We start from the raw sequence: 21,301 nt of genomic DNA, 5'->3' as shown, positions 1-21,301 counted from the left end.
ATGATAATGTCGTTTATCCGTTGAGCGCTGTTATCTAGCAGTAATTATCATAAAAGGAATGCCTTTCGTGGCATCAAGTGATATTCTACTGGGTCAATAATAACTGCTCACAATCAAATAATAGGAATAAGACCAAGTGCGACGTTTTTTTTATGCCATTAATAACGACAATACTGATGCTATGCCTTTACCTAAGCTGGGTGACCTACCTCTAGGGAGCCATGTTGAGTTGCCAGACAGCATCGTCCATCATTGGTGCCGAGTGCTGCGTGCGAATATCGGTGATCAAGGTATCTTGTTCGATGGATTTGGTGGTGAATATAAGGTAGAGCTAAAAGCAATCAGTAAAAAAAACGCGACGGCTACCCTCCTCACTCATCTAAAGGATGATCGTACGGCGCCTATTATTAGTAAAATCGGCTTAGTAATGAGTCGCGGCGAGCGTATGGATTATGCGGTACAAAAAGCAACCGAGCTTGGTGTGACTGCCATACAGCTACTTAGTAGTCATCATGGCGAGGTCAACCTAAAACCTGCACAAATCGAGAAAAAACTGGCTCACTGGCAACAAGTCGCTATAGCAGCATGCGAGCAATGCGGCCTGAATCGCCCACCTCTGATACTTGCCCCACTATCTATCAATGAATGGCTGAATCAACCTGCGTCTGATGCCTTGAATACAGCAACAATGGTCAGTCCTATCGTCTCTATACTCAGCCAAGACACTTATTATCAAGTGCTACGTAGCGCTGCAAATCTACGTATGCAGATGAGTGTGCCAGCAGCAGGACAACCTGCAAAACCCGAGAAACTGGCCTCAGTTCTCAAGCAAGAGTCTCCCTATATTGAACTATTGATTGGTCCTGAAGGAGGTCTCAGTGACGATGAGTGTCAAAAGGCCGAATCTGTAGGTTTTATGCCTTGGCAAATTGGCAGTAGGGTATTACGTACAGAGACAGCATCCGTGGTTGCATTGACTACTTTACTCGCTTTGTATGGTTAAAATCAGTATCATTAATGAGATTTACTATCATTTATAGACACTTTAAAATAGAACTTTTGTTTTATATTGTGTAGAATCAAAAGTGATCTTAGTTCTAATTTAGTAAATTGAATCACAGTACTTATTTTTTATAAGCCTTTATTTTTTGTGAAACATTATTATGAGCAACTTTGACCCCATTCCAGTATCGATTAAACAGCGACTCATGGCCCAACTGTGTGAGCAGATCGAAGATGCTGTTTTTGTATTAGACAGCAATTTACGCTATCTATCTGTCAATGCCAGCTATGAGCTTATGATTGGCTATAAAGAATCCTTTTTGGTCGGTCGTCCACTCGGTATTTACGCGGCTGAATTTTTGTCAGAAGAAGAGCAGCTTATCCTAAAAGAGATTAAGGATAATTTAAGAGAGTCAGGTTTCTACGAGTTGGATTTTTCCATGGCCAATCGCTATGGTGAGACGATCGATTGCCAAATCACCTATCGTAAAATTTGTATCGACCAAACGGTATTTCATGTAGGTATGCTACGCGACATGTCTGCCGTCGTTAAAGATCAAAAGCAGGTTGCTCATTTACTCAACTACGATCAACTGACTGGATTGCCCAATCGCAAAGTGTTTTTGAGTCAGGCCAGTGACGTTTTATTAGACACCTATCAAGAAGTCGTGATTGTACGTCTCAATATAGACCGCTATCGCAATCTGGCAAGCTTGCTGGGGTCTGAGGGAATAAACACTTTAATACAGAAGTTTGTGAAACGTATCAAAGAGCTCCATTTAGAGCATTTACGCTGCTTTTCCCACTTTGGCGGGGATGACTTTGCTTTATTGTTTGAGTGTCAAGATGGCAATATGGTACGTCATCAGCTAGATACGCTCATGCAAATGTGCGAGATACCCTTCACAATGAATGGAAACGCGGCTACAGATGCAAATATCTACTGCCATATTTCTGTAGGCGTCAGTTACTTTCCCAAAAATGATGCTCAGGTAACAGGATTGTTGAGCAAAGCAGAAAAAGCCTTACAGTATGTCAAACAACACGGCGGCGATGATATCCGTTGGTATGACAAAACGATTGAAAAAGCCACTTCAGGCAGCCTACAGTTAGAAGCCGATCTGAGAGCAGCATCGGCTGAAGGACAGTTCATACCGTATTATCAACCAAAATTCTTATTGGATACGGGGATTATCACAGGGTTTGAAGCACTAGTTCGCTGGCAACATCCCACTCGCGGTCTACTAAAACCAAAACATTTTATCGATGCTATTTTGACCCATAAGCTCTCGTTTGAGCTGTTTTCACAGATGGCTAACAAGATTGCCAAGCAGTTATCTGAATGGCAACAGCAAGGGTTTTGTCAGCATATCTGTATCAATGCCGATGCGGCCGAATTTAGTCATCCTGAATTTTTTGACATGGTGAGCGGCCTATTGGTACAGCACAATATTGCGGCGTGTCAGTTGCATATCGAAGTGACCGAATCCTCTTTGATTCAGCGCCATGATGATGTCAGAAAACAACTCAACTCTCTCAAAGAATTGGGCGTCCGTCTTGCCTTAGATGATTTTGGTACGGGCTATGCATCCTTGAGTTATCTGCAAGACTACCCCTTTGACTTTATCAAAATTGATAAAAGTTTTATCTCAAAAATTGATACCGACCGTACTCAGCATGCCATTGTAAAAGCCATTCTAGACTTGGCAGATGCTCTAGACATGCATGTGGTGGCAGAAGGTATAGAAACTGAACAGCAGCGCGATGTGTTGCTGAACATGGGTTGCAAAAACGGACAAGGCTATTGGTTTGGCAAACCTGTACCCGCTGATGTGGCCACTGAAATGCTGGTCAAACAGTATGCCACCGAATAGCTCTTGTTTTCTGGGTATCATAAAACCGCTTATTGGCGCCTTTGACTCTAAAGCGGTTTTTCTTTATGTGAACGTTATTTTTATGATGAAAATTGGCTGATACAACTCTGAATCTTTGATCTGTCCTGTTGTATATCGGTCAATGTTTCATAGGGTTATTAATGATTCAGATTGAGGCCTAACGTTGATTGCACAATCGATGCAAGACAGGTTCATGACTTATCAGTGCTTTCACCAAACTTGTATAATCGCTAATGAAAGCCTATCTTTTATAGTGAATTTGTTAGAGGACATTTAATCTTTCTTTGACTCTGACAATCACCACTCTTTTCAACACTATTTTATGTAATCGATAGCATGGTTGACCTGCTTCACTGTTTATCATTTATTTAGATTTCCAGACTGGCTAGGTAAGAATAACGCACTAGAGGATAGTGCGACCATATGCTCATTGTGGGCTATGATCGGTTACATTCTAAAAAGGACAGGAAGTTATGCAATACAAAGCGCCCTTACGTGATATTCAATTCGTGATGCATGAGCTACTCGATAGTGAAAGCCATTATAAAACATTACCAGCGTTCCAAGAAGCTGACCGCGAGCTAATGGACAGCCTATTTGAAATGGCGGCAAGCTTTGCTGAAAACGAGTTGTCACCACTGAATCAAAGCGGCGATGCAGAAGGCTGTAAGTTTGACAATGGTAAGGTCACCACGCCAAAAGGCTTTAAAGAAGCTTATAAGCAGTACTGTGAGCTTGGCTTCCCTGCTTTATCTGCTGAAGAAGAGTTTGGTGGTCAAAACATGCCGTTCTCACTATCAACGGTCATCAATGAGATGGTCGGTACGGCTAACTGGTCATTTTCTATGTATCCTGGCCTATCGCATGGCGCAATTCAAACCATCGAGCATCATGGCACTGATGAGCAAAAACAAACTTACCTAGAAAAAATGGTCACCGGCGAATGGTCAGGCACCATGTGCTTGACAGAAGCCCATGCGGGTTCTGACTTGGGTATTATCCGTACCAAAGCTGAGCCAAATGATGACGGTACTTATAGCATCACCGGTCAAAAAATCTTCATCTCAGCAGGCGAGCACGACCTCACCGACAACATCATTCATATCGTTCTAGCCCGTCTACCAGGCGCGCCTGCTGGCACCAAAGGCATCTCACTGTTTATCGTACCTAAAGTGTTGGTCAATGAAGACAACAGCCTTGGCGAAAACAACAACGTCGTCTGTGGCTCTATTGAGCACAAAATGGGTATCAAAGCGTCAGCGACTTGCGTGATGAACTTTGATGGTGCAAAAGGCTACTTGATTGGCCCAGAAAACCGCGGTCTACAGTGCATGTTTACCTTTATGAACGTCGCTCGTATCGGTACAGCAGTTCAAGGCTTGACTGCTGCAGAATATGCGTTCCAAGGCTCATTGACTTACGCAAAAGACCGCTTAGCGATGCGCTCACTATCAGGTGCCAAAGCGCCAGAAAAAGTCGCTGACCCAATCATCGTTCATCCAGCCGTTCGCAACATGCTGTTGACCGAAAAAGCCTTTGCTGAAGGCGGTCGCGCATTGGTTTATTACCTCTCACACTTTGCCGATACCGTTGCCAAAGGCGAAGGCGATGATCTTAAATTTGCTGACCAAATGCTGTCACTATTGACACCAATTGCTAAAGCGTTCTTGACTGAAACGGGGCTCGAAGCGGCCAATCACGGCGTACAGGTCTATGGCGGTCACGGCTTTATCAGTGAGTGGGGCATGGAGCAAAACGTCCGTGACACGCGTATCGCTTGCCTCTACGAAGGCACCACAGAAATCCAAGCACTCGACCTACTCGGCCGTAAAGTGCTGGGCTCGCAAGGCAAACTGCTTGCAAACTTTGTCAAAATTATCCACACATTCTGTGAAGAGAACAAAGAAAATGACGAGATGGGTCAGTTCATCCGCCCACTTGCCAAACATGTCAAAGAATGGGGTGATCTAACATCACGTATTGGGATGCAAGCCACTGAAAACCCAGACGCTGTTGGCGCTGCCGCGGTTGATTACATGTACTTTAGTGGTTATGTAACTTTGGCTTATTTATGGGCGCGTATGGCATTGGTTGCTCAAACCGCTATTGCCGACGGCACTGGTGAAAAAGCATTCTATGATGCCAAGGTTAAAACGGCTCAGTTCTATTTCACTAAACTACTACCACGCACCACGACCTATGTACAGCGTATCAGCACAGGCGTTGAGCCATACATGAGCATGGATGTAGACCAGTTTGCTTTTTAATTAGCCCCAAATCCCTCTCATATCGTATTTTTATCGGCAACATACCAAGCTGTGTTGCCGATTTTTTTGGTATGGGTCTTACTATGCTGATTATGATCGTTGATAGCAACCAGTCGCGTGCTTTTTATAAGTAGTTGCTCTGTCCAAAACCTACTCAATGACTGCAATAGTGGCTGCTAACTTTTGGTGCACGCACAATTCACGAAGAAATACACCCGCCTACAAGCTTATTTGTTAAACTTTGAACATGAATCGCTAAGGTTACATCAAGAGAACAGTTGATAATCTTAACAACTCCAATTTTATCTATTTAAACCAAAGGAATGTTTATGGCTGTTTATAACGCCCCTCTTAATGACATGCGTTTTATATTAAATGATGTATTTAAAGCGCCACAATTTTGGCAAAATAACGAAAACCTAGCTCATGTCGATACCGAAACCGTCGATATGATTTTAGAAGAAATGGCAAAACTGTCAAAAAACGTTTTGTTGCCTATCAACCGTAGCGGTGACGAAGAAGGTGCAACCTTTGAGGGTGACGGCGTTGTTACTACGCCAACAGGTTTTAAAGACGCGTACAAACAGTATGCTGAATCAGGCTGGGTTGGCTTAAGCGGTAACGCTGAATACGGCGGTCAAGGCTTCCCGAAAATGGTTACCATGCTCACCGAAGAGATGGTTTTTACGGCCAACCAATCGTTTGCCCTATACCCTAACCTAACCGTCGGTGCAACGCTGTGTCTGAATGCCGCTGCCTCTGAAGAACAAAAACAGACTTACTTAGAAAAAATGTATAACGGTGAATGGTCTGGTACCATGTGCTTGACAGAGCCGCATGCGGGTACTGACCTCGGTATCATCAAAACCAAAGCCGTGCCAAACGATGATGGTAGCTATAATATCTCTGGTACCAAAATCTTTATCACTGGTGGTGAGCATGACCTCACTGACAATATCATTCATTTGGTATTGGCAAAAACCCCCAATGCGCCAGAAGGCTCAAAAGGCATTTCATTGTTTGTCGTGCCAAAATTCTTGGTCAATGAAGATGGTAGCTTGGGCGAGCGCAACACCTTGGCGGTTGGCTCTATCGAGCACAAAATGGGTATCAAAGCGTCTGCCACTTGCGTGATGAACTTTGATAACGCCAAAGGCTGGATGGTTGGCGCAGAAAACACCGGATTATCTTCTATGTTTATTATGATGAACTATGAGCGTGTGACCATGGGTCTGCAAGGTCTTGGTGGCTCTGAGCTGGCTTATCAAAACGCAGCATTATACGCCAATGACCGTGGTCAGGGTCGCAGTGACACTCAAATCCAAAGCCCAGAAAAACCTGCCGATGCCATCATCCACCATGCTGATGTGCGCCGCATGCTGCTAAATGCCAAAGCCAACACCGAAGCGTCACGCTGCTTTGCCATGTATGTCGCCAAAAACCTTGACGAAGAAAAGTTTAGTACTGACCCAGAGGCCGCTCAAGCCGCGGCGGCGCGCGTTGCCCTACTGACGCCAGTTGCCAAAGCCTTCTTAACCGACAAAGCACTAGAAGCCACGGTTGATTGCCAGCAAGTATTTGGCGGTCATGGTTATATCCGCGAATGGGGTATGGAGCAAATCGTTCGTGATACTCGTATTGCGCAGATTTATGAAGGCACCAACGGTATTCAGGCACTTGATCTGTTAGGCCGTAAAGTGGCAAAAAATAACGGCAAATATGTCACCCATTTCTTGGGTGAGATTCGTGATTTTGTTAACAATATGCAAGCGGATCATGGTATCAAACAAGCTACTTTAGATGCAGCGGATACGATTGAAGAGCTCACCACAACGGTGCTGAACAATATTGGCGAACGCAAAAACGAAATCAATGGCTGCGCGGTTGACTACATGCATGCGTTTGGCTACCTTGCTTACTCATACATGTTTGCGTTGATGGTCGAGGCCGCCAATGGCAAAGAGGGTGAGTTCTACACCAACAAAGCCAAGCTTGCTGATTATTTCGTTGGCCGTATCTTGCCACGTATCAATGCGCATGCACAGATGGTCAAAGCTGGTAGTGACCCGATGATGAACTTTGATCTTGACTACTTTGATGTACCAGCCAGCTAAATGCTCATTATGAAGACCCGATAAAACCATGAAAAAAGGACAGTTCAATGACTGTCCTTTTTTTTGGCAAAATAACTGCTAACAAAATAATTCACTATCGATGCGTGGTTACGATTAAAATAGCGCAAGATAAGGTGTCACTTAAGTGCCATAAAAAGCCATGATTCCTAACAATATCATGCACAGTGTTAAATAATAAAAACGATTGAAACAACCACAATAAAGGGTGCGACGTGTCAGAATTAAAACGCATATTACAACAGATTACAGCCCTAAGTGATGTGCCCGATCCTGCGGTGCTCAAACGCTTGATCGATGAACTACGAGTCAGCGACAAAGAACCTGCTTTAGCCAACCAAAACATTCAAACCCTTATTGATATTCTCCATCAACATCCAGAATACGGCGATGGACTCTCTAGCTTTGTCCTGAAATTGATTATCCAATATCGTCAAATCTCGCTATATACCGATACAGGTATTATGTCGGATCAAGGATTCTTTAATAGCTTAAGACGATTGGTCGGACATCGGTTTTTGCCGATACTCCCTCAAGATGACTCCGTCGTTGAACTGGTTGGTTACTTGTTTGATAAGCGTACTGATGAGCGCTGGCTTGCCAATATTGAGACAAAAAAATGGGACGAACTCGTGCAGCTTCTGAGGGTGGAAGAAAAACACCTAGACTTGGTTGCCACGGCAAAAAACAGTATTTTGAATGCGATTATTATTTTGTCTTATCGCATCAGCGGTCTTGGCTTACATCCTGATTTGATGGATTCTTATCCGCAGATGCTCAACTACTCTGCTTCTTTTGTTGCTCAAAACCAAGAAGCGGTGCTCTTTGTTAATCAATATAGACAAGCGCACGAGCTTGATACCTTAACCGACATTACCCCAGAGCAAGCCGTTGATCCAGCGCCATTGCTGGTTATGATTGAGCAATGCGAAGATATCGTTGCGACTATCCGCAAACGGATCTACAAAACAGGTATTTCTATTCGTTTGACCAATATGATGCTGCGCTTAGATCAAAGCTTGCAGCGCATGCGTATCTTGACAGAACTTGTCACAGACGACAATCAAAGAAGAGATCGCGCCGTCATTGAGTTGATCCAGACCCTGATCACCACTACCAATCGCCGCTATAGCATTGGCCATTTGATTGATAACAACACAAAACTGCTGTCACGTAAAGTCACTGAAAATGCCAGTCGCGTGGGTGAACACTATATCAGCACCGATAAGACTGGCTATCAAAAGATGCTCAAAAAGGCCTCTATTGGCGGTTTTGTCATTGCCTTTATGGCCACCATAAAAATACTGGCTTACCAATTGGCGCTCGCACCGATGGGTCGAGCATTTATTAACAGTATGATTTATGGCTTGGGCTTTGTGTTCATTCACGTGATTCGCGGAACGGTCGCTACCAAGCAACCAGCCATGACCGCTGCTGCTATTGCTTCTACTATATCTGAAGGCTCTGGCAAGAAGTCTCATCAGCTAAATAAGCTATCAGAGTTGGTCGTTGATATTTTACGTACTCAGTTCATCGCTATCATGGGCAACGTTATGTTAGCGATACCCGTTGCACTTATCATCTCTTTTGCTTGGTTACAGTACACAGGCGCACCGATGATTGGTACCGAAAAAGCAGGTCATCTACTCCATGACTTGGATCCATTTCACTCATTAGCGCTTCCTCATGCGGCTATCGCTGGCGTATATTTGTTCTTAGCGGGTTTGATCGCCGGTTATTACGACAATTTAGCGGTCTATAACAAAGTAGGTGCGCGTATTCAACGCCATAAACTACTACAATATATACTGCCTGTATCATGGCTTAAGCGCTTAGGCGGCTTTATAGAAGCGAACTTGGGCGCTATCATGGGTAACTTTTTATTCGGGGTTTTCTTAGGTAGTACAGCAACCATCGGCTACATATTCGGCTTACCAATTGATATTCGCCACATTGCTTTTGCATCAGCGAACTTGGCACACGGATTGTTCAATATATCTGCTGATGACATCAGCTGGAGCCTCATTCTGATTTCTATATTGGGTGTGGCGCTTATTGGTATGGTCAACTTGATAGTCAGTTTTTCGCTGGCGTTATTTGTTGCTTTACGTTCAAAAGAAGTGCGTTTCTTTGAATGGAGTCGTCTCACAAAGCTAGTTTTTGGACATATCATTAGCCATCCTTCTGACTTTTTCTGGCCACGCGACAAGCCAATGAAATATGCACGAATCGATAGTCAAGGTCACATGATATTTGATGACACTTCAGCACAAAAAAATGGAAAAGCCATACCAAGCAATTATGTGGTACGCCGATTGTCTGATGTCAGAATATTACCCGAGTCTAAGCAAGCAGTAGCGCAAAACGCGGAAGCGAGTACAGACATATACTATGACAGTCAACCACAAGGCGATCACACCCAACCTCACAACTCTCCTAAGAAGGTTGTCAATCTTGATGATGGTCTGGCAGATGAAGAGCTAAATAGCACGCCTTATACCGACGATATCCAATATGACAAAGTCACCAAGACGCTCAATACCATCGATAATGAGGATACTGTTGGTCACAAGTCAAATCATGCGGATGCTGACGGCAAGTCTACTGTCGATGCCAAAACACCTTTGCCAAAACCTAAAAAGCCGCCAAAGCTGCCTGATTAAAAGGCTCGCTTGGGCGGCTTTATGCTTGGTGAATTATTGAGATTAAAACTATTTGGTACAAGGCCTGAAACACTCACACAACTTAGCTAAAGCTTTTACCCCTTAATCTTGAAAATATGGACGTAGAAGCAAAACTCTCGCACAGCTCAACAAACTTAGGATTCAAAAATCATCTAAAATAATGAAGAGCGGGCTCAATAAGATATTGGGATAGATCACTAAACAAGGACAAGAATGAATATAGCCAGCCATAGCAAACTGGAAGAATCTATGAAGGACGTTGCATCAACCTCCCTTGTAAGACTCATCTATGTTAGTAGAGTTAATACCACCGATAGATCTGTATTTGAGCATATCCAAAGACACTCGCATGTCTACAATAAAAATAATAAAATTGCAGGTTTTCTATGCAATGATGAAAAAAGCTTCCTTCAATGCTTAGAAGGCGCAAAAGACGTTGTATTTTCTCTTATGCAAAGAATATTTAAAGATAGGAACCATAAAAAAGTAGACGTCGTTGCTGTTGAGCAGGTCAGTCAATGCCGCTTTGAAGATTGGCGTATGCACAGTCTTAACTTAAGCGCCAGCAATTGGCATAGACTGTCTGATCATGCGCAGTTAGGAGAGATCTCACCATTCAAACCAGAACACTGGCCATACTGGTTTATTGAATACTTTATTGAATGTGTGAGGAAGTTCGAATACTCTAACATCAGTCATGACACAAACTACATCACCTTTGATGACTTAGGTTACTCTGAGCTTGAAGAAAAGTTAACTCAAGATAATATCTTATTATTTATATTTCTTGGGCTACTGGTCGCGTCAACCGCCGCTGTCCTATTATTCAGGTACGACGTTATTCCTTAATGACTCAGTTAGACACCTTATGAATCATTTGAGCATAACTCAATCATCTGAGTATATCTCAGTAGAACCATCAAAACAGGGCTGTTAATTAATCAATAGCCCACTTGAAACAGACGGCTTTTGCGGACCTATTTAAAAAGATTATTTAGGCTTTTATACTAAGGTATTTGTAGTCCGGGTATTTGTAGCCTACGTTATGAACTCGGGCACTGTGCACTTGAGGCTATTACCTTGCCGTCGCTGAGACGATACGCCAACAGACAGTTGCCCCATACACACCCACCATCGAGTGCACGCGCATGTGGTAAATCAATCTCGCCTTGTAGCGCGGCCCAATGACCAAATAGTATCTTACGCGTGCGCGGTACTTGCCACTCAAACCATGGTAAAAAATCGGTTGGCATAGGCTCATCTAGCCCAGCATTAAAATCAAACTCAAGCAAACCATCCTGCTGACACAGGCGCATACGAGTAAAGTAATTGGCAATTGCTCGCATTCTGGTAAAGCCTTCAATACCTGAATGCCATTTATCGGCTTTTTTACTATAGAGATTTGGCAGTAGTTCATCAAGCTGCTCTAAGCTCCCTTGCAGCTGCGATTCTAGCTCTTTTGCATATGTTGCTGCTGCCTCAATACTCCAATGTGGTGGAATCCCTGCATGTACCAACACCGTATGCTCATCTGGATACGCCAATATCGGCTGCCTGCGTAACCACTCAAGCAATTCATCACAGTCATCCGCTGCAAAAATTGGCGCAGTTTTGTCTTTGCTCTTGAGTTTTGCAGCGCCGCGCCAGACTGCAATTAAATTGATATCATGATTGCCTAATACCGTTGCTGCAGCGCCCTGCTCACACAACGCTTTGACGTCGCGTAAGGTATTTAATGAGTCCTCACCACGCGCTACCAAATCACCGGCGAACCATAACTTGTCTTGATTAGGATCAAAATCTAATGTCTTTAGTAATTGTAGATAAGCCGCGTGGCAACCTTGTAGGTCACCAATGACATATTGATGGCGAAAACTCATAATCCCTCTATGATTTTTATATAATAATTGGTCATTATTTACATTAAACGTCTATTGACGAGCCTGATTGCTTAGATTGACAAAATCTGTAACGCTCAACGTCTCAGGACGTGCCTGTGGGTCGATACCGCAAGCGGCAAAATCATCCTCACTCAGCGTCGGCAGCAAGGTTGATTTTTTGAAGATAGCGCGAAGCGTCTTGCGACGATGGTTAAAGGTCTCACGTACCACAATGGCAAAATACTCTTCATCCTCTGCTACTATCGGTTTGTCAATATGCGGCGTTAGGCGAAAAACGGCACTGGTGACTTTGGGCGGTGGATTAAAAGCGCCGCGAGGCACAGTCAGCAAATAATCTGTATCACAGTAATACTGCATAATCACAGACAGACGACCGTAAGTTTTGCTACCAACGTCGGCTGTGATGCGCTCAACCACTTCTTTTTGTAGCATAAAGTGCATGTCTTGAATGACATCAGCAAACTCAAGCAAATGAAACAAAATAGGCGTTGAGATGTTATATGGTAAGTTCCCGACGACACGTAGCTTACCGCGCTCCTCGCTGTAAAGCTCACGATAGTCCACATGCATGGCGTTATCTTTAATAATCGTAAAATTTGGATGGCTATTGGCACCAATACGAATGCGCAAGCTGTCTGCCAAATCGCGATCCAACTCTACGACTGTCATCGCATCTACTTCTGCCAATAAAGGCTCGGTCAATGCGCCCATACCAGGCCCAATCTCAATCAAATTGTCATCGCGCTCGAGACGAATGCTTTCCACGATTTCGCGAATGACGCTGGTATCATGCAAGAAGTTTTGACCAAAGCGCTTACGCGGTTGGTGCTTGGCTGTACGTAAACTGTTAGAAATGGCTTGAGCATCAAATGTAGAGTTGGACATAAGAGAGTCTTAATGGATAAAAGATAAATGAGAGATGATAGCAATGTGCTGGTGTTATAATGGCAAATTATAACACAGCTCATAATTAGGCTGTGTTTTTGAGGTAGTTTATCTATAAGTCATCTAAAATGTATCACAACCGACATGGCACTTTTTTGTTCTCGAACCATCTAGCATAAGACCCATAATGGGAATAAGGATGGTACCCTAATGAGGACTTGAACTCTTGGCTGTGAGCTAATGGTATTAAGGTTTCAACTTGCTGAGATAGCCACAGTGTACTTCATGATGTACTTACCATAGATATTCTATCTATGATCGGTGCGCTAGTGAGGACTTGAAGAGACCATCCCAGATTCTGTGTAACTGACGTTTAGATTAAATACTTACACAAAATTTAGGAAGGTCTCCCAGATTCTTATCAAAGACTTCATCATCTATTATTCGCCAAACGGCAACTTGCTGATGGTCTTTGGTGGTGACTAGATTTAAAGTTTGTTCAATCATTGCTTGAGGTCTCATATCCTTATGATGTTTATTTGCTTCAAACCCAGTTACTTTACACTTAGCGGTTTAATTAAGCTACTTACTTGAGCTATTTGCTTCAGTTATTAGGCTTGGCTACTTACTCAACTTCAATATTCTAAAGGCGCCCTGAATAACTACAGCAAATACGATGCTACCAATAATCAAATCAGGCGTACTAGAGTGTAACCAATTAACCAAAATCCCTGCAACAATTACCCCTAAATTGATAATCACATCGTTTGAAGTGAAAATCATACTGGCTTGCATATGGGCTTCTTCTTCTTTGCTTTTCGATTTTTGTAGTAAATAGAGGCAAATCAAGTTTGCAATTAGCGCAAGAATCGATATGACTATCATGGTAGAAAAGTCAGGTAACTGCTCATTGCCAAAGAAACGTCTTAGTACTTCTAAAAAACCAAGAATCGCTAGCGTAATTTGAAAATATCCGGCAATTCTAGCAATCCGTTTTTTCTTAATGACCGTTCCACCGACCGCAAATAAGCTAATTCCGTACACGAAGCTATCTGCTAACATATCTAAGCTGTCGGCGACCAACCCCATCGAACGAGAAATCAGTCCCGTGCTCATTTCAATAATAAAGAAAGCAAAGTTAATGACCAGCACTATCCATAGTAGCTTTCTTTGCTCAGCATCTTTTTTGTGACTAGAGTCAGCATCAATTTTAAAATTATTGTTGGGATCAGAGGGGTCAATGGTTTCGGTCGAGAGTAGGGTGTCTCCTAATTTTAGGTCATGAATAGCAGTCTCTATCCCTTCTATATTGTCATGATGAAACACAGTTAATTGACGGTTAGGAATGTCGAACTCAAGATGTTCAATATTCGAGTGGCCCTCTAATTTCATTCGGATTAGGTTTTCCTCCGAAGGGCAGTCCATCTTCGATATTTTAAAAGTTGTTTTATTCATAGTTACATTTATATCCGGGTGGTGGTTCAAAAAGTAGGCTGAAAAAAACAGGCTGAGAAATTGATAAATAACCCCAGTTCGGGATAAGCGCTCAAAAAAAAGATAAAAAAAGAAGTCCGAAGTTGCTAAAGTGAGTTTACCAAGACAAACTTCACAACAAGGACTTCTTACATGGACAACCTAACCGAACTCTACTGCCATATTGACGACTTTTATTAGCAATTCAAACCTGAGTTTGACGCTCATTTAATCGCAACGGGACACCAAAGGTTAAGAGCATGCCAGATAAGTGTAGCAGAAATGATGACCATCTTGGTACTGTTTCATCAACTGCGGTATCGACAGTTTAAGTCTTTTTACTACCACCATATGCTTGGCATGATGAAACGGGCGTTTCCAAATCTGCCGAGCTACTCGCGATTTATAGAGCTTGTGCCGCGCAGTATCATGCCACTGTGCAGCTACTTGCAAAGCATGATGGGCGACTGTACGGGTATCAGCTATATTGATTCAACCAAGATAGCAGTTTGTCATAACAAGCGTATCTACCGTCATAAAGTCTTTAAGGGACTTGCAACCCGAGGCAAAAGCAGCATGGGCTGGTTCTATGGCTTTAAGCTACACGCCATTATCAATCATAAGGGCGAGCTTGTATCTGTTAAAGTCACTGCGGGTAATACGGATGACAGAGTGCCTGTTAAGGATATGGCAACGCCTGTGTTTGGCAAGGTGTTTGGGGATAGAGGCTATATCAGTAAAGCCCTAAACGAGTGGCTCACAAAACACAATGATACCACGTTGATAACCAAACTTCGGCGTAATATGAAACCCCAATTACTTGAGCCTATGGATGAGGCACTACTCAATCATCGCTCTTTGGTTGAAACGGTGTTTGGAGAGCTTAAAAACTTGTGCCAAATCGAACACTCACGCCATCGTAGTGTCACGGGGTTTATCACAAACTTGCTGTCAGGTTTAATTGCTTATTGCTGGTTTCCCTATAAACCCACCATCAAAAATATGCCTCAGCAGGGACAGGTAGCAACATTGTAAATAGTATCAATGAGTTACAATGTGGCTTATCCCGAACTGGGGTTAAGTAGTTAAATGAATAGTAATAAATAACGTTAAACCAAGGATTTAGCGTCTATATTAAAAAGGCTATTTAGTAAGATTGAAAAAGCCAACGTCCTATTATCAAAGGACGTTGGCTTTTTAATGGGTAGAAATGATGTGGAATTTATCTACATTTAAACGATTAATTTAGCGCGGTTAAGGTTTGCTCAAACGCTGCGCGCCCGATTTCACCCACTTGCTGATTGACCAATTGCCCGTCTTGATAATACAGCAATGCTGGCGGACCAAATAGTTTATAACGCGCTAAGATTGCTTTTGAATCCGCTGTTGTCTCCGTGATATCAAGTCTGACCAATTGCCAATCTTGCATTTGCGCAGGGCGATTATGAAATAAGTTTTTCTCCATAATCCGGCATGCAATACACCATTCGGCGGTGACATCGACCAGCACTTTAGGATTGGCGGCGACAATGGCATCTAACTCAGCCAGCGTCGTGACCGTCTTATCGGTTGCATTACTGGTGGCTGGTTGACCAGCAGTTGTCTGCAGCACCGGAACCGCAGTTAGGGAGGCAAGCGGATGCAAGCTGTCGTCATTGCCCAATGCGGCGCCGACGATTAAACACGTCGCCCAAATACCAGCGATTAAGCCTAGCGCTTGGGTCAGCATCCGACCTTTGCCTAGCCAGCTCCACGCCCACATCGCCACGACCATAAACCACAGCGCCCAAACCATCAGCATCACAGGCGAGATAAAGACGCGTTCAATTAATAACAATGCCACGGCAAAAAGCAACAAAGCAAAGCCCTGCTTGACCCAGTTCATCCACTCACCCGCTTTTGGCATGATTTTACCTTGGGTCGCGCCGATTAAAATAAGCGGCGCTGATAAACCAAAACCGAGCATAAATAAAGCCGCAAAGCCAAGTAATGGACTTCCAATCGTTGATACAGCAAGCAGCGCCCCAAATAAGGGTGCCGAAACACAAGGCGATACCACGAGCGCCGATAAGAATCCCGCAATTAAACTGCCGCCCGTACTACCAAGCTTGCTATCCCCCGCTTGGCTTAGACCCTGCATTTTACTACTGATAAATCTCGGCAGACGAATGCTAAATACGCCCAACATATAAAGGGCTAATAAGACAAAAACGATGGCAAACCCAATTAAAATAATCGGATTTTGTAGCCAACCGATAATGCCTAACGATTCGCCAAATACCGCAATGACCGCGCCTAAAATACCATAAGCGATGGCAACACCAATAGCGTAGCTGGTCGTTAAAATAACACCGCGTTTTACCGTTGGATTGTCTTCACGCGCGACGATATTGGCAACAATCGGTAGCATCGGTAACACGCATGGTGTCAATGCCAAGCCCAATCCTGCCAAGAACAATAACACCAATGCCAACCACGGATGCGAGGCTAAGCCAAAAGGGTCGCTATCAATCGCATTATCGCCAACAACGGTATTGTTCGTTGCAGCAGCATTATTTATGACAGCGTCATTGTTCGCTGCTTCACTTGTGACATTATCGCCTACCACTTCTTCATCGGCACCAGAGATGGTATTGGTCGCACCAAGCTCTGCATCTAATGCTTCGTCATCTAACAAAGCGTAATCAATCACCTCGTCATCTGGCGTAGTTTGCTCTGTAGCAAGACTATTGGTAACTGTCCCATCTGTAGAGGCTTGCGCAGTTTCTGCATTGCTGTTATTGCTCGCAGAACCTGTAGCAGTGCTACTTGAACTATTGGCTGCCGATTGTGACGCAGCAGCAATATTGACTGTGGTTTTTATTTTCTCCGGTGGATAGCATAGACCCGCTTTGGCACAGCCTTGCCAACCTATCGTCACGGCGGCATTATTTATCGCCTTGCCATTACTACTACTCAAAATGGTAGTAGCAACCATATTGGCTTGGTCAAATACCAATACTTGCCCAAAAGTTGGATCGTCGATGGAGACTGGCTTTTGGCTAAAGGTAAAAGGTGCGGCGCTCACGCCTGCAGGCAGCGTTAGCTTAATTTGGTCTTTATAAACATAGTGCTCAGGCGTAATGTCAAATTTAATGGCTAAGCGCGTGCCATTATTGGTCGGTTTGCTGCTGCTGCTAACTTGAAACGCTTCGTTAACGGGCAAAAATTTCGGTTGGGTCGCGCTTTTATCACTGCTAAATAAATCGCCCAATCCTGCCGCTTGCGATGCCACTGGCACGGCCGTCAGCCCAGTCGCTGCTAGCCCTGTCAATAATGAACCCGCGCTGAAAGCGAACGCCAACAGATAAGATTTTTTCGACGATTTATTTTGCGTTAATGACGGAGACTTTTCTGCGCTCTTAAGGGACATGAAGGGCTACCTATTATTTCCAATATTCGAATTGACCAATTCACTGTCTGTATGGACTTGTCTATTTACAACCCCAGTTCGGGATAAGCCACATTGTAACTCATTGACACTATTTACAATGTTGCTACCTGTCCCTGCTGAGGCATATTTTTGATGGTGGGTTTATAGGGAAACCAGCAATAAGCAATTAAACCTGACAGCAAGTTTGTGATAAACCCCGTGACACTACGATGGCGTGAGTGTTCGATTTGGCACAAGTTTTTAAGCTCCCCAAACACCGTTTCAACCAAAGAGCGATGATTGAGTAGTACCTCATCCATAGGCTCAAGTAAGGGGCTGTCCTAGATAAGTAAAATTATTTAGGATAGCACTATGAGAAAGAGTAAACTAAGTTGGTATAAACAAAACAGACTCATCGAGCTATTTGTTGCCGGTTCTACCGCGAGAACAGCAGCAAGCCTAGTCGGTGTTAATAAAACCACAGCCAGTTATTACTTTCATAGGCTAAGACTGCTTATTTACGAGAATAGTCAAGACCCTGGTCTATTTGAGGGCGAAATCGAAGTAGACGAATCATACTTTGATGGCACTCGTAAAGGCAAGCGAGGGCGAGGTGCTGGTAGCAAAGTGCCCGTGTTTGGTCTATTAAAGCGTAATGGCAAGGTCTACGCTTGTATTATACCCAATGCTAAAGCAGATACTTTGATCCCCATTATAAGAGAAAAAGTGAAGCCCGATAGCATTGTTTATACTGGCTCATTTAAAAGCTATAACACATTAGATGTCAGTGAGTTTACTCATTATCGTATCAACCACTCCAAAACCTTTGTTAATGACAAGAATCACATTAATGGTATAGAGAACTTTTGGAACCAAGCTAAACGGCATCTACGTAAGTTTAACGGAGTTCCAAAAGAGCATTTTCACTTCTATTTAAAGGAATGTGAGTGGCGTTTTAATCACAGTGACCCAAAGTCGCAATTACTACAATTAAAACAATGGGTTAAACAGGGTTTGAGCTAGTTATCTAGGACAGCCCCAAAATGACCAAACCTAATCCAAGAGTATTAGAAGTAAAAGGCGTATTCGTTGAGCCTGCATCGGCGGCTTCAATCGGCGGTGCAATCCGTGATATTAAAGCAGGTAAAATCGCTGAAGGTTCGGTGATCGTTTGCACAGTGACGGGTAATGGTCTAAAAGATCCTGACACTGCGATCAAACAATGTGCCGATGCCGTGATGCTCACCATCAATGCCACATTGGATGATGTCAGAACATCAATCCTATCAAATATGGAAAAATAATTTTTCATGCTTTGCTCAGAAGAAAATACTTAAAAAGCCAACCAACTGCGGTTGGTTTTTTTTATTGCATCGTGCAGAATATAAACTGTATAAGAATAATTCCTATTTACAAACAATTTGATACAGTTTGATTTGTTTTGGTGCAAAATCAATAAATCGCCCAATATTTGTGCAATACAATAATGCTTCAAAGTTGGTTTTGTAAGTTATTGCAGTTTTATTGCAAAGAAATAAGATAAAACAGTAACTTAATAAAGTTGGCACGCCCTTTGCTATTTCAATAACAAGTTCAGAGTCAAATCATTTCGATTTGAACATTTGTAATAAACAGCTTGGGGGAATACCAACATGAACTTTAAACTTTCTACATTAGTGGCTGCATCTTTACTCACTTGTGCAAGTGGCTTGACTATGGCAGCTGAAAGCGATGTATCATTCTCTGGTACTGCAGCAATGACTTCAGATTACCGCTATCGTGGTATGACACAAACTGAAAGCGACCCTGCCGTTCAAGTTGGTTATGGATTAACCCATAGCTCTGGCTTATACGCAGGTGTCTGGGGCTCGAATGTCGGCTTTGGTAGCTCATTAGAGCTCGATCCATATGTAGGTTATAGCACTGAACTTGGCTCTTTGGCGTCTAAACCAGTTTTAGATGTCGGTTTATGGTACTACGGCTATCCAAGTGCTTCTGATTTGAATTGGCTTGAGCTGTATGCACGTCTAGGTTTTGCAGACACCATCACTGTTGGTGACAGTTTGCTTGCAAGCGTGAATTTCACTAATGATTTTTTTGGCTTAGATACTGATGCATGGTATTTAAACCTGACTTATAGCATGCCATTGAGCGCATCTTTCGGTGGTGTAGCAAGCTTAGGTTATACCACTGCTGACGATTATGATTTCAGTGATAACGCTAGTGGCGATGATAACTACATCGACTGGAAAGTTGGTGTGACTTACAGCTTTGCTTCTGTTGAAGACCTGTCAGCTGAGCTTGCTGCTGTCGGCACAAATATTGACGCCGACACCAACCCGTACAAACGTGGTGTAGAGACTGGTGCTGTATTTACAATTACTAAAGCATTCTAAGTTGTAAATAGCATAGGCTAGAAAATTAGCCTTGCGATAAAAAAATCCTGTCTTACTTCAAGGCAGGATTTTTTTATGGAGAATTGGTTCTAAATACGTCTTGGCATGTTAAATGCTTAATATTTATATCGAATAAAGATTGTTTGAATAGATTAAAAAGAAGGGGCTGTCCTAGATGAGTAAAATTATTTAGGATAGCACTATGAGAAAGAGTAAACTAAGTTGGTATAAACAAAGCAGACTCATCGAGTTATTTGTTGCCGGTTCTACCGCGAGAACAGCAGCAAGCTTAGTTGGTGTTAATAAAACCACAGCCAGTTATTACTTTCATAGGCTAAGACTGCTTATTTACGAGAATAGTCAAGACCCTGGTCTATTTGAAGGCGAAATCGAAGTAGACGAATCATACTTTGGTGGCACTCGTAAAGGCAAGCGAGGGCGAGGTGCTGGTAGCAAAGTGCCCGTGTTTGGTCTATTAAAGCGTAATGGCAAGGTCTACGCTTGTATTATACCCAATGCTAAAGCAGATACTTTGATCCCCATTATAAGAGAAAAAGTGAAGCCTGATAGCATTGTTTATACTGACTCATTTAAAAGCTATAACGCATTAGATGTCAGTGAGTTTACTCATTATCGTATTAACCACTCCAAAACCTTTGTTAATGATAAGAATCATATTAACGGTATAGAGAACTTCTGGAACCAAGCTAAACGGCATCTACGTAAGTTTAACGGGGTCCCAAAAGAGCATTTTCACTTCTATTTAAAGGAATGTGAGTGGCGTTTTAATCACAGTGACCCAAAGTCGCAATTACTACAATTAAAACAATGGGTTAAACAGGGTTTGAACTAGTTATCTAGGACAGCCCCAAAAATTATTACCGTAAGTTTCATAATACCAGAGCGGTAAGTGGAGCCGTTTATGAAAGTGGCGCGATTAATAATCGTATACCAAAAACATATACGTTTAACATTGTTCATTGTATAAACATAGATAAAGGAAACAACTATGACTGAATCTACCGACAGATTAGATAGTACTAAATTGAATAGCGTTGAATCGGCTAGTACTAATATTGCTGACAAGAAGGTACCTATAGCTGTGAGTAGTACTCATCAATCGATTGACTCTAAAACCATAAATCATACGCCTAAAGCTATGTACGTGACTTCAGGCAACTCAATAACACCTAAAGATAAGTTGGACAAAATGCCAAAAATGGTTGCCAATGGCAGTCGCGCTTTTATCTGGTA

13 protein-coding genes and 4 pseudogenes are annotated in these 21,301 nt (G+C 42.9%); 12 read left to right on the top strand and 5 right to left on the bottom strand.

The window, feature by feature from the left end:
• The first annotated feature begins 136 nt into the window (after positions 1-136).
• The 6 genes from AC58CZ_RS10015 (at position 137) to AC58CZ_RS09990 (ending at position 10,829) form a co-directional block, all read left to right on the top strand.
• A complete protein-coding gene (locus tag AC58CZ_RS10015; RefSeq protein WP_494224818.1) occupies positions 137-1,003 on the top strand; it encodes a 16S rRNA (uracil(1498)-N(3))-methyltransferase in 867 nt (288 codons plus the stop codon).
• A gap of 160 nt (positions 1,004-1,163) precedes the next feature.
• Positions 1,164-2,876, top strand: coding sequence for an EAL domain-containing protein (locus AC58CZ_RS10010; RefSeq protein WP_494224819.1), 1,713 nt, complete (start codon positions 1,164-1,166; stop codon positions 2,874-2,876).
• 494 nt (positions 2,877-3,370) lie between these two features.
• Positions 3,371-5,164 carry an acyl-CoA dehydrogenase C-terminal domain-containing protein gene (locus AC58CZ_RS10005; protein ID WP_494224820.1) on the top strand — a complete coding sequence of 598 codons (1,794 nt, stop codon included), beginning with the start codon at positions 3,371-3,373 and terminating at the stop codon, positions 5,162-5,164.
• A 329-nt stretch (positions 5,165-5,493) separates the two neighbouring features.
• A complete protein-coding gene (locus AC58CZ_RS10000) occupies positions 5,494-7,278 on the top strand; it encodes an acyl-CoA dehydrogenase C-terminal domain-containing protein (protein ID WP_212564468.1) in 1,785 nt (594 codons plus the stop codon).
• Between the two features lie 233 nt (positions 7,279-7,511).
• Positions 7,512-9,959, top strand: a complete 2,448-nt coding sequence (locus tag AC58CZ_RS09995; RefSeq protein ID WP_071001636.1) for a site-specific recombinase — start codon at positions 7,512-7,514, stop codon at positions 9,957-9,959.
• A 234-nt stretch (positions 9,960-10,193) separates the two neighbouring features.
• Entirely contained in the window at positions 10,194-10,829 is a 636-nt protein-coding gene (locus AC58CZ_RS09990; protein ID WP_071001637.1) for a BLUF domain-containing protein, read from the top strand.
• A gap of 194 nt (positions 10,830-11,023) precedes the next feature.
• On the opposite strand, the gene AC58CZ_RS09985 is transcribed toward AC58CZ_RS09990, so the two are convergent.
• The 3 genes from AC58CZ_RS09985 to AC58CZ_RS09975 all read right to left on the bottom strand — a co-directional run bounded on the left by AC58CZ_RS09985 (position 11,024) and on the right by AC58CZ_RS09975 (position 14,221).
• Positions 11,024-11,860, bottom strand: a complete 837-nt coding sequence (locus tag AC58CZ_RS09985; protein ID WP_071001638.1) for a symmetrical bis(5'-nucleosyl)-tetraphosphatase — start codon at positions 11,858-11,860, stop codon at positions 11,024-11,026.
• A gap of 51 nt (positions 11,861-11,911) precedes the next feature.
• Positions 11,912-12,766, bottom strand: coding sequence for a 16S rRNA (adenine(1518)-N(6)/adenine(1519)-N(6))-dimethyltransferase RsmA (rsmA, locus tag AC58CZ_RS09980; protein ID WP_071001639.1), 855 nt, complete (start codon positions 12,764-12,766; stop codon positions 11,912-11,914).
• Positions 12,767-13,387: 621 nt separating this feature from the next.
• The gene (locus AC58CZ_RS09975; RefSeq protein ID WP_186474716.1) at positions 13,388-14,221 is read right to left on the bottom strand and encodes a cation efflux transmembrane domain-containing protein; all 834 of its coding nucleotides are present in this window, start codon (positions 14,219-14,221) and stop codon (positions 13,388-13,390) included.
• Between the two features lie 171 nt (positions 14,222-14,392).
• Here AC58CZ_RS09975 and AC58CZ_RS09970 point away from each other — a divergent pair.
• Positions 14,393-15,274 (top strand): annotated as a pseudogene (locus AC58CZ_RS09970) (IS982 family transposase).
• A gap of 205 nt (positions 15,275-15,479) precedes the next feature.
• On the opposite strand, the gene dsbD reads toward AC58CZ_RS09970, so the two are convergent.
• Positions 15,480-17,651 carry a protein-disulfide reductase DsbD gene (gene dsbD / locus AC58CZ_RS09965; RefSeq protein WP_427648278.1) on the bottom strand — a complete coding sequence of 724 codons (2,172 nt, stop codon included), beginning with the start codon at positions 17,649-17,651 and terminating at the stop codon, positions 15,480-15,482.
• Between the two features lie 113 nt (positions 17,652-17,764).
• Positions 17,765-17,968 (bottom strand): annotated as a pseudogene (locus AC58CZ_RS09960) (transposase); the annotation flags it as partial.
• A gap of 55 nt (positions 17,969-18,023) precedes the next feature.
• Here AC58CZ_RS09960 and AC58CZ_RS09955 point away from each other — a divergent pair.
• From AC58CZ_RS09955 to AC58CZ_RS09935, 5 genes and pseudogenes are all read left to right on the top strand, one after another.
• Positions 18,024-18,674 (top strand): IS1595-like element ISPssp3 family transposase, encoded by a 651-nt coding sequence (locus AC58CZ_RS09955; protein WP_497413148.1) that lies wholly within the window; start codon positions 18,024-18,026, stop codon positions 18,672-18,674.
• A gap of 53 nt (positions 18,675-18,727) precedes the next feature.
• Positions 18,728-18,955: pseudogene (locus tag AC58CZ_RS09950) on the top strand (threonine synthase); the annotation flags it as partial.
• Positions 18,956-19,303: 348 nt separating this feature from the next.
• Positions 19,304-20,047 carry a TorF family putative porin gene (locus AC58CZ_RS09945; protein ID WP_071001644.1) on the top strand — a complete coding sequence of 248 codons (744 nt, stop codon included), beginning with the start codon at positions 19,304-19,306 and terminating at the stop codon, positions 20,045-20,047.
• Positions 20,048-20,249: 202 nt separating this feature from the next.
• The gene (locus AC58CZ_RS09940) at positions 20,250-20,900 is read left to right on the top strand and encodes an IS1595-like element ISPssp3 family transposase (RefSeq protein WP_186474408.1); all 651 of its coding nucleotides are present in this window, start codon (positions 20,250-20,252) and stop codon (positions 20,898-20,900) included.
• Between the two features lie 156 nt (positions 20,901-21,056).
• Positions 21,057-21,301: pseudogene (locus tag AC58CZ_RS09935) on the top strand (signal peptidase II); the annotation flags it as partial.

Source organism: Psychrobacter sp. CR212 (genome assembly GCF_059693765.1).
The sequence above is the reverse complement of the archived record's forward strand: the minus strand, read 5'-3'. Positions and strand labels throughout refer to the sequence as shown.

What these genes read in the sequence shown, in the direction of transcription:
- AC58CZ_RS10010 (WP_494224819.1), top strand. Translation starts at nt 1,164, where the DNA reads ATGAGCAACTTTGACCCCATTCCAGTATCGATTAAACAGCGACTCATG.
- AC58CZ_RS10005 (WP_494224820.1), top strand. Translation starts at nt 3,371, where the DNA reads ATGCAATACAAAGCGCCCTTACGTGATATTCAATTCGTGATGCATGAG.
- AC58CZ_RS10000 (WP_212564468.1), top strand. Translation starts at nt 5,494, where the DNA reads ATGGCTGTTTATAACGCCCCTCTTAATGACATGCGTTTTATATTAAAT.
- AC58CZ_RS09990 (WP_071001637.1), top strand. Translation starts at nt 10,194, where the DNA reads ATGAATATAGCCAGCCATAGCAAACTGGAAGAATCTATGAAGGACGTT.
- AC58CZ_RS09985 (WP_071001638.1), bottom strand. Translation starts at nt 11,860, where the DNA reads ATGAGTTTTCGCCATCAATATGTCATTGGTGACCTACAAGGTTGCCAC.
- rsmA (WP_071001639.1), bottom strand. Translation starts at nt 12,766, where the DNA reads ATGTCCAACTCTACATTTGATGCTCAAGCCATTTCTAACAGTTTACGT.
- AC58CZ_RS09975 (WP_186474716.1), bottom strand. Translation starts at nt 14,221, where the DNA reads ATGAATAAAACAACTTTTAAAATATCGAAGATGGACTGCCCTTCGGAG.
- dsbD (WP_427648278.1), bottom strand. Translation starts at nt 17,651, where the DNA reads ATGTCCCTTAAGAGCGCAGAAAAGTCTCCGTCATTAACGCAAAATAAA.
- AC58CZ_RS09955 (WP_497413148.1), top strand. Translation starts at nt 18,024, where the DNA reads ATGAGAAAGAGTAAACTAAGTTGGTATAAACAAAACAGACTCATCGAG.
- AC58CZ_RS09945 (WP_071001644.1), top strand. Translation starts at nt 19,304, where the DNA reads ATGAACTTTAAACTTTCTACATTAGTGGCTGCATCTTTACTCACTTGT.
- AC58CZ_RS09940 (WP_186474408.1), top strand. Translation starts at nt 20,250, where the DNA reads ATGAGAAAGAGTAAACTAAGTTGGTATAAACAAAGCAGACTCATCGAG.